At 58.7% G+C, this 14,499-nt stretch carries 12 protein-coding genes; all 12 read left to right on the top strand.

Annotation, left to right across the window (positions count from 1 at the left end; all coding sequences use genetic code 11):
• Positions 1-265 precede the first annotated feature (265 nt).
• The 12 genes from ACWGZX_RS03145 (at position 266) to nuoC (ending at position 14,497) form a co-directional block, all read left to right on the top strand.
• Positions 266-2,491: an NADP-dependent isocitrate dehydrogenase gene (locus tag ACWGZX_RS03145; RefSeq protein ID WP_452627260.1), complete on the top strand. Its 2,226-nt coding sequence runs from the start codon at positions 266-268 to the stop codon at positions 2,489-2,491.
• Between the two features lie 192 nt (positions 2,492-2,683).
• The gene (locus ACWGZX_RS03150; protein ID WP_452627261.1) at positions 2,684-3,130 is read left to right on the top strand and encodes an NUDIX hydrolase; all 447 of its coding nucleotides are present in this window, start codon (positions 2,684-2,686) and stop codon (positions 3,128-3,130) included.
• Positions 3,131-3,189: 59 nt separating this feature from the next.
• Positions 3,190-4,323 (top strand): tRNA 2-thiouridine(34) synthase MnmA, encoded by a 1,134-nt coding sequence (gene mnmA / locus ACWGZX_RS03155; protein WP_140667766.1) that lies wholly within the window; start codon positions 3,190-3,192, stop codon positions 4,321-4,323.
• On the top strand, positions 4,320-4,943 hold the full coding sequence (gene hflD / locus ACWGZX_RS03160; RefSeq protein ID WP_223518249.1) for a high frequency lysogenization protein HflD: 624 nt from the start codon (positions 4,320-4,322) through the stop codon (positions 4,941-4,943). The genes mnmA and hflD overlap by 4 nt, the downstream gene beginning before the upstream one ends.
• Positions 4,944-5,067: 124 nt before the next feature.
• Positions 5,068-6,438: an adenylosuccinate lyase gene (purB, locus tag ACWGZX_RS03165; RefSeq protein ID WP_150778306.1), complete on the top strand. Its 1,371-nt coding sequence runs from the start codon at positions 5,068-5,070 to the stop codon at positions 6,436-6,438.
• 86 nt (positions 6,439-6,524) lie between these two features.
• Positions 6,525-7,694 (top strand): ribosomal protein uL16 3-hydroxylase, encoded by a 1,170-nt coding sequence (locus ACWGZX_RS03170; protein ID WP_452627262.1) that lies wholly within the window; start codon positions 6,525-6,527, stop codon positions 7,692-7,694.
• Positions 7,687-8,112: a GNAT family N-acetyltransferase gene (locus tag ACWGZX_RS03175; RefSeq protein WP_452627263.1), complete on the top strand. Its 426-nt coding sequence runs from the start codon at positions 7,687-7,689 to the stop codon at positions 8,110-8,112. The genes ACWGZX_RS03170 and ACWGZX_RS03175 overlap by 8 nt, the downstream gene beginning before the upstream one ends.
• A gap of 219 nt (positions 8,113-8,331) precedes the next feature.
• The gene (locus tag ACWGZX_RS03180) at positions 8,332-9,093 is read left to right on the top strand and encodes a secretin N-terminal domain-containing protein (RefSeq protein ID WP_452627264.1); all 762 of its coding nucleotides are present in this window, start codon (positions 8,332-8,334) and stop codon (positions 9,091-9,093) included.
• Between the two features lie 474 nt (positions 9,094-9,567).
• Positions 9,568-10,893 (top strand): isocitrate lyase, encoded by a 1,326-nt coding sequence (gene aceA, locus ACWGZX_RS03185; RefSeq protein ID WP_007946425.1) that lies wholly within the window; start codon positions 9,568-9,570, stop codon positions 10,891-10,893.
• Between the two features lie 648 nt (positions 10,894-11,541).
• Positions 11,542-11,955 carry an NADH-quinone oxidoreductase subunit A gene (locus tag ACWGZX_RS03190; protein WP_003223812.1) on the top strand — a complete coding sequence of 138 codons (414 nt, stop codon included), beginning with the start codon at positions 11,542-11,544 and terminating at the stop codon, positions 11,953-11,955.
• Positions 11,956-11,965: 10 nt separating this feature from the next.
• Positions 11,966-12,640: a NuoB/complex I 20 kDa subunit family protein gene (locus ACWGZX_RS03195; RefSeq protein WP_007946424.1), complete on the top strand. Its 675-nt coding sequence runs from the start codon at positions 11,966-11,968 to the stop codon at positions 12,638-12,640.
• Positions 12,641-12,712: 72 nt separating this feature from the next.
• Positions 12,713-14,497: an NADH-quinone oxidoreductase subunit C/D gene (nuoC, locus tag ACWGZX_RS03200; protein WP_452627265.1), complete on the top strand. Its 1,785-nt coding sequence runs from the start codon at positions 12,713-12,715 to the stop codon at positions 14,495-14,497.
• Positions 14,498-14,499: the final 2 nt, after the last annotated feature.

A 14,499-nucleotide genomic window follows, 5' to 3' on the forward strand; every position in this document is an offset into this window, starting at 1 on the left:
CCATCGGCAGATTGCCAGCTACCTATGTATAATGCCGCCGCTGACTAAAGGGTCACGAAGCTGGACGGCTCTATGATGAGCCTTTCCGCCGGAAAAGCCGGTCTGTTACCGCAGCCCGAACGCTTGACGCCCTACTGATGCACCCAACATCACAGCAACGAAATCTCGATATTCGGCTCATGGATGACTTTGAACGAACGCGCTTACCCGGCGCCCCTCGAGTTTCTGCGCACGCTTTAGCAAAGAAGAGAGAGTTAATCCGAATATGCCCACCCGCTCGAAGATCATCTATACCTTCACCGACGAAGCCCCAGCCCTCGCCACCTATTCACTGTTGCCTATCGTAGAGGCGTTCACCGCCTCGGCTGATATCGCCGTTGAAACCCGCGATATCTCTCTTGCAGGACGCATTCTGGCCAGCTTCCCCGAGCAACTGGGTGACAAAGCCGTAGCCGACCACCTTGCCGAACTGGGCGACCTGGCCGTTACGCCTGAAGCCAACATCATCAAGCTGCCAAACATCAGCGCCTCTGTTCCGCAGCTGCAAGCGGCAATCAAAGAACTGCAAGCCCAGGGTTTCGCACTTCCTGACTACCCGGAAACCGTGACCAGCGACGCCGACAAGCTCGCCAAGTCGCGCTACGACAAGATCAAGGGCAGCGCCGTGAACCCGGTTCTGCGCGAAGGCAACTCCGATCGTCGTGCACCGCTGTCGGTCAAGAACTACGCGCGCAAGCACCCGCACAAAATGGGCGCCTGGGCTGCGGACTCCAAGTCTCACGTCGCGCACATGAGCACCGGTGATTTCTACGGCAGCGAAAAAGCTGCCCTGATCGAAGCCGCTGACGCCGTCAAAATCGAACTGATCGCTCAAGACGGCACTACCACCGTCCTGAAAGAAAAAACCACCGTACAGGCCGGTGAGATCCTCGATTGCGCGGTCATGAGCAAAAACGCTCTGCGCAGCTTCATCGCTGCCGAGATCGAAGACGCCAAAGCCAAAGGCGTGCTGCTGTCGGTTCACCTCAAAGCCACCATGATGAAGGTCTCCGACCCGATCATGTTCGGCCAGATCGTTGCCGAGTTCTATAAAGACGCACTGGCCAAGCACGCTGACGTGCTGGCACAGATCGGCTTCAACCTGAACAACGGCATCGGCGACCTGTACGCTCGCATCAAAGCCCTGCCGGCTGAACAGCAAGCTGCCATCGAAGCCGACATTCAGGCGGTCTACGCCGCTCGTCCGTCGCTGGCCATGGTCAACTCCGACAAAGGCATCACCAACCTGCACGTGCCGAGCGACGTCATCGTCGACGCCTCGATGCCGGCAATGATCCGTGACTCCGGCAAAATGTGGGGCACCGACGGCCAGCTGCACGACACCAAGGCGGTCATCCCGGATCGCTGCTACGCGACCATCTACCAGGCGGTCATCGAAGACTGCAAGGCAAACGGCGCTTTCGACCCAACCACCATGGGCAGCGTGCCAAACGTTGGCCTGATGGCGAAGAAAGCCGAAGAGTACGGTTCGCACGACAAGACTTTCCAGATCAAGGCCAACGGCGTTGTCCGCGTTACCGACAGCAAAGGCACCCTGCTGCTGGAGCAATCGGTTGAAGCCGGCGACATCTTCCGCATGTGCCAGACCAAAGACGCGCCGATCCAGGACTGGGTCAAACTGGCCGTCAACCGCGCTCGCGCAAGCAGCACGCCAGCGATTTTCTGGCTGGACCCGATGCGCGCTCACGACGGCGTAGTGATCGAGAAAGTTCAGGCTTACCTGAAGGATCACGACACGTCCGGCCTGGACATCCAGATCATGGCACCAGTCGACGCGATGAAGTTCACCCTGGACCGCACTCGCGAAGGCAAGGACACCATTTCGGTGACCGGCAACGTATTGCGCGACTACCTGACTGACCTGTTCCCGATCATGGAACTGGGCACCAGCGCCAAGATGCTGTCGATCGTTCCGTTGATGAATGGCGGCGGTCTGTTCGAAACCGGCGCTGGCGGTTCGGCACCGAAGCATGTTCAACAACTGCTGGAAGAAAACTTCCTGCGCTGGGATTCCCTGGGCGAGTTCCTGGCCCTGGCCGCTTCCCTTGAGCACTTGGGTGTGACCTACAACAACCCTAAGGCGCTGGTTCTGGCCAAGACCCTGGACCAGGCCACCGGCCAGTTCCTGGACAACAACAAGTCGCCATCGCGCAAAGTCGGCAACATCGACAACCGCGGCAGCCACTTCTACCTGGCGCTGTACTGGGCTCAAGCCCTGGCGGCCCAGACTGAAGACGCGGCACTGCAAGCGCAGTTCACGACTCTGGCCAAAACCCTGACCGAGAACGAAGCAACCATCGTTGCCGAGCTCAACGCCGTTCAGGGCAAGCCAGTGGACATCGGTGGTTACTACCACGCCGATGCCGAGCTGATCAGCAAGGCCATGCGCCCGAGCGCAACCTTCAACGCAGCAGTTGCTGCGCTGGTTTAAGGTTGTAAGGATGCAAAGAAACCCCGGCCCCGTGCCGGGGTTTCTGTTTGTGAACAACCCGCCCCTGTAGGAGCTGACTTGCCAGCGAAAGCGGTCTGTCATTCAACCGCTTTATTGACTGACCTGACGCCTTCGCTGGCAAGTCAGCTCCTACAGGGCTCGTGTTTCAACAATCAAAATTGAGGGCATTTCATGGATTGGCTACCCCACATCACCGTCGCCACCATCGTCGAAGACAACGGTCGCTTCCTGATGGTCGAAGAACTCAAACACGGCCGCGTTGTACTCAATCAACCGGCCGGCCACCTGGACCCGGACGAAACGCTGACCGAAGCCGCCATCCGCGAAACCCTCGAAGAAACCGGCTGGGACGTCGAGCCGACCGGCGTCGTCGGCATTTATCTCTACACCGCCCCCAGCAACGGCGTGACTTACCAACGGGTCTGCTTCATCGCAAAACCGCTCAAACACCACCCGGACTATCAGCTGGATGACGGCATCGTCGGCGCCAAGTGGCTGACGCGTGACGAACTGCTGAAACAGCGCGCAAACTGGCGAAGTGAGCTGATCATCCGCTGCATCGATGATTATCTGGACGGTAAACACTTCGGTCTCGAATTGATCCGCCCTTCTCTTTAGCCTTGCGGGCTCCGGCCTGTTAGAATCGCGTCCTTTTTCAAGACACTCATTGAATCCCTATGCGTGATCCAGCCCCTTCTGACACACAAAAGAAGCGCGTCATTGTCGGCATGTCCGGCGGCGTGGACTCTTCCGTTTCCGCCCTCCTGCTGATCGAGCAGGGCTACGAGGTGGAAGGCCTGTTCATGAAGAACTGGGAAGAGGACGATGGAACGGAATACTGCACCGCCATGGACGACCTGGCGGACGCTCAAGCCGTGTGCGACAAAATTGGTATCAAGCTGCATACCGCCAACTTCGCCGCCGAGTACTGGGACAACGTGTTCGAGCACTTCCTGGCCGAATACAAGGCCGGGCGCACGCCAAACCCGGACATCCTGTGCAACCGCGAGATCAAGTTCAAGGCGTTCCTCGACTACGCCATGATGCTGGGTGCCGACCTGATCGCCACCGGCCACTACGTGCGCCGCCGCGATATCGATGGCCGCACCGAATTGCTCAAGGGCCTGGACGCGAACAAAGACCAGAGCTACTTCCTGCACGCCGTTGGCGGCGAACAGATCGCCAAGACGCTGTTCCCGGTCGGCGAACTGGAAAAGCCCGAAGTGCGCGCGATTGCCGAGAAATACGAGCTGGCGACTGCGAAGAAAAAGGACTCTACCGGCATCTGCTTCATCGGCGAACGCCGCTTCAGCGACTTCCTCAAGCAGTATCTGCCCGCGCAGCCCGGCGAGATCAAGACCACCGAAGGCGAAGTGATCGGCCGTCACCACGGTTTGATGTACCACACCATCGGCCAGCGCCAGGGCCTGGGCATCGGCGGCTTGAAAGACGCCAGTGACGAGCCGTGGTACGTGCTTATCAAGGACCTGGAACACAACGAGCTGATCGTTGGCCAAGGCAATGACCATCCTTACCTGTTCTCCCGCGCCCTGCTCGCTTCGGACATCTATTGGGTCAATCCGGTTGATTTGACCGAGCCGCGCAAGCTGACCGCCAAGGTCCGCTATCGCCAGAGCGATCAGCCGTGCACGCTGGAGAAAACCGCCACCGGCTACCGCGCAACCTTCGATGACCCGCAACGCGCGGTCACCCCAGGCCAGTCCGTGGTGTTCTATGACGGTGAAATCTGCCTGGGTGGCGGCGTGATTGAAATTGCCGAGCCATGGACCAGCAAAGGCCAGCAACAATGAGCCCGACCCAGGAGCAACTGACAGCGCTGGGCGGCGTGTTTCTCGCCGCCGTCCTCGTCGACAAGATTGCCAAGAGCGGCCAGACCTCTGAAGCCGGCCTGACCTGCATGCTCGGCAGCCTGCTGATTCGCGACCCCAAGGACACGCTGGAAGTCTACGGCGGTGACGACATCAATCTGCGCGAAGGTTATCGCGCCCTGGTCGGCGCACTTGAACGCGACCCGAGCGCCCTTCAGCGGGAGCCCTTGCGTTACGCACTGGCGATGCTGGGCCTGGAGCGTCAGCTGGCCAAGCGCGGCGACATGCTGGAGGTGATTGGCAAGCGCTTGCCGCAGATCCAATCCCAGGTCGAACACTTCGGCCCAGCCCATGAAAACGTGATCGCCGCATGCGGCGCGCTGTACCAGGACACCCTGAGCACCTTGCGCCAACGGATTCAGGTCCACGGCGACATGCGCAACCTGCAGCAGCCGAGCAATGCCTCGAAAATTCGCGCCCTGTTGCTGGCCGGGATTCGCTCGGCCCGCCTGTGGCGGCAGCTGGGCGGACATCGCTGGCAGCTGGTGATCAGCCGCCGCAAGTTGCTGAAAGAGCTTTACCCCTTGATGCGTAACGAATAAGTCGCGCAGACAACTATTTACTCTGCATTACGCGTAATACGCCGGTCAGTTGGCAACGGACCGGCGGATTTTTTCATGTATGATACGCGCCCCATTTCGTTGCCCGACTGTCCGAGAACACCCCATGCAGCTTTCTTCGCTCACTGCGGTTTCCCCTGTTGACGGCCGCTACGCCGGCAAAACCCAGGCCCTGCGCCCGATTTTCAGCGAATACGGTCTGATCCGTGCTCGCGTCCTGGTTGAAGTACGCTGGCTCCAGCGTCTGGCCGCTCACTCTGCCATCAGCGAAGTACCGGCGTTCTCCGCCGAAGCCAACGCTGTGCTGAACACCCTGGCGGAAAACTTTTCTCTGGAACACGCCGAGCGCGTCAAAGAGATCGAGCGCACCACCAACCACGACGTTAAAGCCATCGAATACCTGCTCAAAGAGCAAGCGGCCAAACTGCCGGAACTGGCTGCCGTCAGCGAATTCATCCACTTTGCCTGCACCAGCGAGGACATCAACAACCTGTCCCACGCCCTGATGCTGCGCGAAGGCCGTGATGACGTGATGCTGCCGCTGATGCGCCAAACCGCCGAAGCCATCCGCGAACTGGCCATCCGCTTCGCTGACGTGCCAATGCTGTCGCGCACCCACGGTCAGCCGGCTTCGCCGACCACCCTGGGCAAAGAGTTGGCGAACGTGGTTTACCGTCTGGAGCGTCAAATCGCTCAGGTCGCTGCCGTTCCGCTGCTGGGCAAGATCAACGGCGCTGTTGGCAACTACAACGCTCACCTGTCGGCCTACCCTGAGATCGACTGGGAAGAAAACGCCCGCGCCTTCATCGAAGACGAACTGGGTCTGGGTTTCAACCCGTACACCACGCAAATCGAACCGCACGACTACATTGCCGAGCTGTTCGACGCTATCGCGCGCTTCAACACCATCCTGATCGACTTCGATCGCGACATCTGGGGCTACATCTCCCTGGGTTATTTCAAACAGCGCACCATCGCTGGCGAAATCGGCTCGTCGACCATGCCGCACAAGGTCAACCCGATCGACTTCGAAAACTCCGAAGGCAACCTGGGCATCGCCAACGCACTGTTCCAGCACCTGGCGAGCAAGCTGCCAATCTCCCGCTGGCAGCGCGACCTGACCGACTCTACCGTACTGCGCAACCTCGGTGTCGGCTTCGCCCACAGCGTGATCGCGTACGAAGCGAGCCTCAAAGGCATCAGCAAGCTTGAGCTCAACGCTCAGAAAATCGCTGCTGACCTGGACGCATGCTGGGAAGTTTTGGCCGAGCCGATACAGACCGTGATGCGCCGTTACAACATCGAAAACCCGTACGAAAAACTGAAAGAATTGACGCGCGGCAAGGGCATCAGCCCAGAAGCGCTGCAAACTTTCATCGATGGCCTGGACATGCCTGCCGCCGCCAAGGCCGAGCTGAAACTGCTCACCCCGGCGAACTACATCGGTAACGCTGTAGAGCAAGCCAAACGCATCTGATTGACCGCTGGACATGTTTGAAACGCCCGGCCGCGCCGGGCGTTTTTATTCCCGTCTCAAAAGTGCTTTTTTTCAATAGGTTACACATGAATCCTGATATTCCTCTTCAACTTCTGGGCGGCATCACGGCGCGTGAATTCCTGCGCGACTACTGGCAGAAAAAACCGCTGCTGATCCGCCAGGCGATTCCTGATTTCGAAAGCCCGATCGACGCCGACGAACTGGCCGGTCTGGCACTGGAAGAAGAAGTCGAATCGCGCCTGGTGATCGAGCACGGCGAGCGTCCTTGGGAATTGCGCCGCGGCCCGTTTGCCGAAGACGAATTCAGCAAACTGCCGGAACGCGAGTGGACCCTGCTGGTTCAAGCGGTCGATCAGTTTGTGCCTGAAGTCAGCGAACTGCTGGAACAGTTCCGATTTCTGCCAAGCTGGCGCGTCGACGACGTAATGATCAGCTTCGCCGCTCCAGGTGGCAGCGTCGGCCCGCACTTTGATAACTACGACGTGTTCCTGCTGCAAGGCCACGGCAAGCGCAACTGGAAAATCGGCCAGATGTGCAACTCCGAGAGCGCCCTGCTGCCACACGCAGACCTGCGCATCCTCGCCGACTTCGAAGCCACCGATGAGTGGGTTCTGGAACCGGGCGACATGCTGTATCTGCCACCACGCCTGGCCCACTGCGGCGTCGCGGTCGATGACTGCATGACGTACTCCGTCGGTTTCCGTGCGCCGAGCGCCGCTGAAGTGCTGACCCATTTCACCGACTTCCTCAGCCAGTTCCTGACGGACGAAGAGCGTTACACCGACGCCGACGCGCTGCCTGCAGTGGATCCACACCAGATCCAGCACGACGCCCTTGATCGGCTCAAAGCCCTGCTGGCCGAGCACATGAGCGACGAACGCTTGCTGCTGACCTGGTTCGGCCAGTTCATGACCGAGCCGCGCTATCCGGAGCTCGTGGTAGGCCCGGAAGAGATCGAGGAAGACGACCTGCTCGCCAGCCTTGAGCAAGGTGCAGTCTTGATCCGCAACCCAAGCGCGCGCCTGGCATGGTCCGAAGTCGATGACGACCTGCTGCTGTTCGCCAGCGGCCAGAGTCGTTATCTGCCGGGCAAGCTGCGCGAACTGCTGAAAATGGTCTGCGCCGCCGATGCGCTGCACATCGACAACCTTGGCGAGTGGCTGGCCGACGAAGACGGTCGCGGCCTGCTGTGCGAACTGATCAAGCAAGGAAGCCTGGGGTTTGCTGATGAATAAAATTCACGTACGTGTCGCAGACTGGCAGAAGGATATCGCCGAGATCCGGCGCATTCGTGAGACGGTGTTCATCGCCGAGCAATCTGTTCCCCCTGAGCTGGAATGGGATGCCGATGACGCCACCGCGGTGCATTTCCTGGCCTTCGAAGGCGACTTTCCAATTGGCACCGCCCGCTTGTTGCCCGATGGTCACATCGGCCGGGTTTCGGTGCTCAAGGATTGGCGCGGCCTGAAGGTCGGCGATGCACTGATGCATGCGGTGATTGGTGAAGCCGAGAAGCGTGGACTGAAGCAGCAAATGCTCAGTGCGCAGGTGCAGGCAACGGCGTTCTATGAGCGCCTGGGTTTTCACATTCTCAGCGAGGAATTCCTGGAAGCCGGGATTCCGCATGTGGACATGGTGCGTCACTCCGCGTAAGACCCTGTGGCGAGGGGGCTTGCCCCCGTTGGGTCGCGGCTGCTGCGCAGCCCAACGGGGCGGTGCGGCGGTCCGACAAGCCCCCTCGCCACAGAGAACACCACAAAACGCCCCGCCATTTTCGGATGCCGGGGCGTTTTGCTGTCTACGATTCAACTTGCGCCACGCCGGGCCGACAAACTGGCACTATCAAGGCATTAGAAGTCGGAGATAACGGATATGTCCCTACGCACACTGCTCACCGCCCTGCTACTGACCTGCAGTTTTTCAGCCATGGCCGCCACCGAAATCGTGCCCCTGAACTTCCGCACCAGCGCCGACTTGCTGTCCGTGGCGCAGGATTTCATTGGCAACGAAGGCCAGGTCAGCGCTTATGGCAATCAGCTGATCGTCAACGCGGATCAACGCAAGATCGACGAACTTAAAGCCCTGATCGCCCAACTCGATGTCGCCGCCAAGCGCCTGCTGATCACCGTCGACACCAGTGACAACAACTACCAGGACAATCAGGGTTACTCGGTAAACGGCGCCAAGCCGAACCAGACCCGAATCATCCATCGCAGCACCGCCAGCCGTGACGGCGGAGTCCAGCAGGTTCAGGCCAGCGAAGGCACACCCGCACTGATTCAGGTTGGCCAGAGCGTTCCGCTCACGAGCGCGCAGACCGACTCTTACGGTGATTTGCGCAGCCAGACCGAATACCGCAACGTCACTCAGGGTTTCTACGTCACCGCCAGCGTCACCGGTGAAATCGTTCACTTGGCGATCAGCACCAATCGTGACCGCGTGAGCCAGGAACGTTCCGATGTAGTGAACGTGCAAAGTACCGACACAACCGTCACAGGCCGCCTCGGCGAATGGATTACGCTGGCCGGCGTCAACCAGCAGAACCTGGCCGACAAACAGGCCAGGACCCGCAGCTATGCGACTCAGGGCCGGGATGACATGACCCTGCGGGTGAAAGTCGATACTTTGGACTAAAGCACCTAAAACTGACTGATTAGTCGTATTAGACCAAAGATGTAGTGCTTGAAAAAAAGCACTACAAAACGTTTGACGATCGAAAAAAGCAAAGGCATGATGGCCTCGCTCCCGCTAATCAGGGGCCCTGGCAAGGGCCTTCGAAGCGATGCTCGCACCTATCCCGCGAGCCGCTTCGTGTCTGTACCGCCCACAAGGTGTGTTTGACGAGGTTGCCGACTGGAACGAAGTTGTCCCGAGGGACGGAAGCGTAATTAGGTAACCCGGCACTACACTGAAGTTCGCACCAAGGCCCACGATGCCCGAATGCGCCCGCCAGTTTGCCCTTACCTGCTCACTTCCCCTCGAGCCCATCGTTCATCCCGTCGCTACCCCGCCGAATCCGACTTGACCACCCAAGCTTCTGGTCAGCGAGCGCATGAATTTTCCACCGCAGAACAACTTTCCGTAAAAGACGCGACGAGGTTTATCTCCATGGCACTGACACGCGAACAGCAAATTGCAGCCCTTGAAAAAGATTGGGCTGAAAACCCACGCTGGAAAGGCGTGACACGCGCTTACTCCGCTGCTGACGTCGTCCGCCTGCGTGGCTCGGTTCAACCTGAGCACACCTTTGCAAAACTGGGCGCCGAGAAGCTGTGGAACCTGGTCACCCAGGGCGCCAAGCCTTCCTTCCGTCCCGAGAAAGATTTCGTCAACTGCATGGGCGCCCTGACCGGCGGCCAGGCTGTACAACAAGTCAAAGCCGGTATCCAGGCGATCTACCTGTCGGGCTGGCAAGTAGCTGCGGACAACAACTCCGCCGAATCGATGTACCCGGACCAGTCACTGTACCCGGTGGACTCGGTTCCGACCGTGGTCAAGCGCATCAACAACTCGTTCCGTCGTGCTGACCAGATCCAGTGGAAAGCCGGCAAAGGCCCGGGCGACGAAGGCTACATCGACTATTTCGCTCCAATCGTGGCTGACGCCGAAGCCGGTTTCGGCGGCGTACTGAACGCTTACGAGCTGATGAAGAGCATGATCGAAGCAGGCGCCGCCGGCGTTCACTTCGAAGACCAACTGGCCTCCGTGAAAAAATGCGGCCACATGGGCGGCAAGGTACTGGTTCCTACTCAGGAAGCTGTACAGAAGCTGACCGCTGCCCGTCTGGCAGCTGACGTTGCCGGTACTCCGACCATCATCCTGGCCCGTACCGACGCTAACGCAGCTGACCTGCTGACGTCCGACTGCGACCCGTACGACCAGCCATTCGTGACCGGCGAACGTACCCAGGAAGGCTTCTACAAAGTGCGCGCCGGTCTGGACCAGGCCATCGCTCGCGGCCTGGCTTACGCTCCGTACGCCGATCTGATCTGGTGCGAAACCGCCAAGCCGGATCTGGACGAGGCTCGTCGCTTCGCTGAAGCGATCAAAAAGGAATACCCGGACCAACTGCTGTCGTACAACTGCTCGCCTTCCTTCAACTGGAAGAAAAACCTGGACGACGCGACCATCGCCAAGTTCCAGCGCGAACTGTCCGCCATGGGTTACAAGCACCAGTTCATTACCCTGGCCGGCATTCACAACATGTGGCACAGCATGTTCAACCTGGCGCACGACTACGCCCGCAACGACATGACTGCCTACGTGAAACTGCAAGAGCAAGAGTTCGCTGACGCTTCGAAGGGCTACACCTTCGTGGCTCACCAGCAGGAAGTGGGCACCGGCTACTTCGACGACATGACCACTGTGATTCAAGGTGGCTCGTCTTCGGTAACCGCACTGACCGGTTCGACTGAAGAAGAACAGTTCCACTGATCTGCTTCGCCTGAGTAAACGGCCGTTGCGGACCGGATAGAAAGCTAACCGCAACGCTGCACATCTGACGCCCCGACTGGTACGGGGCGTTTTTTTGCCTGCGATTTAATGAACACCGAACCCTGTAGGAGCCGGGCTTGCCCGCGATGGCGGACTTTCAGTCAACATCCGCAGCGCCTGACACGCCGCCATCGCGGGCAAGCCCGACTCCTACAGGGAATGCGCCAAGCCAAAAATTGCGCTCAAAATCATTGATCCAGAGCAGATTCCCGATCAGAAAACCAAGGTAAAACGAACCCGGCCGCTACTTGCAGTAACGCGCATATAACGCAACTTCCCGACTCTTACCCCGCTAATCAGTTTAAAAACCACTACAAACAATATTGATTATCATTCATGAGCAACTATGTTCGTTACATTCCCGACAAAACAATATTGATGAAAAGCCGGCTAATGCCCGCCATGCATGGGCTGCGGGGCTTTGGAGGTGCGCTATGTCCTTAATCCTATAAATAATTTCGCTATAGGAATTTTACTTGCTGGGTGTTTAGCCATAAAATCAGCGGGATTGATTGCTGCGACATATCGTCACTGCGTTGTTACTTTTTCAAGCTCAGAGACCTTTGCTCTCTGTTAAGGATTACCAGCATGCCCGAAGCGACAGGACTCATGGCCCACAACTGGGGCTTTGCCATTTTCCTTCTGGGCGTCGTCGGCCTATGCGCCTTCATGCTCGGCGTCTCCAGCCTCCTCGGGTCAAAAGCCTGGGGTCGCAGCAAAAACGAACCGTTTGAATCCGGCATGCTGCCTACAGGTGGCGCCCGTCTGCGGCTCTCAGCCAAATTCTATCTGGTCGCGATGCTCTTCGTGATCTTCGATATCGAAGCCCTTTTTCTCTTTGCATGGTCTGTGTCCGTCCGCGAAAGCGGCTGGACCGGATTCGTCGAAGCTCTCGTTTTCATAGCAATTCTGTTGGCAGGCCTTGTCTACCTATTCCGAGTGGGCGCCCTTGACTGGGCTCCGGAAGCTCGTCGTAAGCGACAAGCGAAGCTGAAACAATGAGGCTTTGGCAATGCAATACAATCTCACCAGGATCGACCCCGATGCTCCTAACGAGCAGTATCCGATTGGCGAACGGGAAACCGTTTCCGATCCGTTAGAAGATCAAGTCCACAAAAACATTTTCATGGGCAAGCTCGAAGACGTGCTTAACGGCACGATCAACTGGGGGCGCAAGAACTCCCTGTGGCCGTATAACTTCGGTCTTTCGTGCTGCTACGTGGAAATGACCACCGCCTTCACGGCGCCCCACGACATCGCGCGCTTTGGCGCCGAGGTTATCCGGGCATCGCCGCGTCAGGCGGATTTCATGGTTATCGCCGGTACCTGCTTCATCAAGATGGCGCCGATCATTCAGCGTCTCTACGAGCAAATGCTCGAACCTAAATGGGTTATCTCCATGGGTTCGTGCGCCAACTCCGGTGGCATGTACGACATCTACTCTGTCGTTCAAGGGGTGGACAAGTTTCTGCCCGTGGACGTCTACGTGCCTGGCTGCCCGCCCCGTCCTGAAGCTTTTCTGCAAGGCTTGATGCTCTTGCAAGAGTCGATTGGCCAGGAGCGTCGCCCACTTTCCTGGGTCGTAGGCGATCAAGGCGTGTACCGCGCCGAGATGCCTTCCGAGAAGGAAAAGCGCCGCGAACAGCGAATCGCAGTCACCAACCTGCGCAGCCCCGACGAAGTCTGATCCAGACCTGCTTCTTTTATAGAACGAGAACCTGGCTTCATTCTTTACGTTGACCGAAAGCGATAAATAACCATGACTACAGGCAGTGCTCTGTACATCCCGCCTTACAAGGCAGACGACCAGGATGTGGTCGTCGAACTGAACAACCGTTTTGGCCCCGAGGCGTTCACCGCCCAGCCAACCCGCACCGGCATGCCGGTGCTTTGGGTTGCGCGTGCCAAACTCGTCGAAGTCCTGACCTTCCTGCGTAACCTGCCAAAGCCGTACGTCATGCTCTATGACCTGCACGGCGTGGACGAGCGTCTGCGCACCAAGCGTCAAGGGCTGCCAAGCGGCGCCGACTTCACTGTGTTCTATCACTTGATGTCGATCGAACGTAATAGTGACGTGATGATCAAGGTCGCCTTATCCGAGAGCGACCTCAACGTGCCGACCGTGACCGGTCTGTGGCCAAACGCCAACTGGTACGAGCGTGAAGTGTGGGACATGTACGGCATCAACTTTGCCGGTCACCCGCACCTGACCCGTATCATGATGCCACCGACCTGGGAAGGTCACCCGCTGCGCAAGGACTTCCCGGCCCGTGCCACCGAGTTCGACCCGTTCACCCTGAACCTGGCCAAGCAACAGCTTGAGGAAGAAGCCGCGCGCTTCAAGCCTGAAGACTGGGGCATGAAGCGTTCCGGTGCAAACGAGGACTACATGTTCCTCAACCTCGGTCCTAACCACCCTTCCGCGCACGGTGCGTTCCGCATCATCCTGCAGCTGGACGGTGAAGAGATCGTCGATTGCGTGCCGGACGTTGGCTACCACCACCGTGGCGCCGAGAAGATGGCCGAGCGTCAGTCCTGGCACAGTTTCATCCCGTACACCGATCGTATCGACTACCTCGGCGGCGTGATGAACAACCTGCCGTACGTGCTCGCGGTCGAGAAGCTGGCCGGCATCAAGGTGCCGGAGAAGGTCGACGTCATCCGCATCATGATGGCCGAGTTCTTCCGGATCACCAGTCACCTGCTGTTCCTGGGTACGTACATCCAGGACGTGGGCGCCATGACCCCGGTGTTCTTCACGTTCACCGACCGTCAGAAGGCGTACACGGTGATCGAAGCCATTACCGGTTTCCGTCTGCACCCGGCCTGGTACCGCATTGGTGGCGTCGCTCACGACCTGCCGCGCGGCTGGGAAAAACTGGTGAAAGACTTCGTCGAGTGGATGCCAAAGCGTCTGGACGAATACCAGAAAGCCGCCCTGGACAACAGCATCCTGCGTGGCCGGACCATTGGCGTCGCCGACTACAACACCAAGGAAGCCCTGGAATGGGGTGTCACTGGTTCCGGCCTGCGCGCCACCGGTTGCGATTTCGACCTGCGTAAGGCGCGTCCGTACTCGGGTTACGAAAACTTCGAATTCGAAGTGCCGCTGGCCGCCAACGGCGATGCCTACGATCGCTGCATCGTGCGCGTCGAAGAAATGCGCCAGAGCATCAAGATCATCGACCAGTGCATGCGCAACATGCCGGAAGGCCCGTACAAGGCGGATCACCCGCTGACCACGCCGCCGCCGAAAGAGCGCACCCTGCAACACATCGAGACCCTGATCACGCACTTCCTGCAAGTTTCGTGGGGCCCGGTCATGCCGGCCAACGAATCCTTCCAGATGATCGAAGCGACCAAGGGCATCAACAGTTATTACCTGACGAGCGATGGCGGCACCATGAGCTACCGCACCCGGATTCGTACCCCAAGCTTCCCGCACTTGCAGCAGATCCCTTCGGTGATCAAAGGCAGCATGGTCGCGGACTTGATCGCGTACCTGGGTAGTATCGATTTCGTTATGGCCGACGTGGACCGCTAAGC

The organism is Pseudomonas sp. CLCA07 (genome assembly GCF_053615335.1).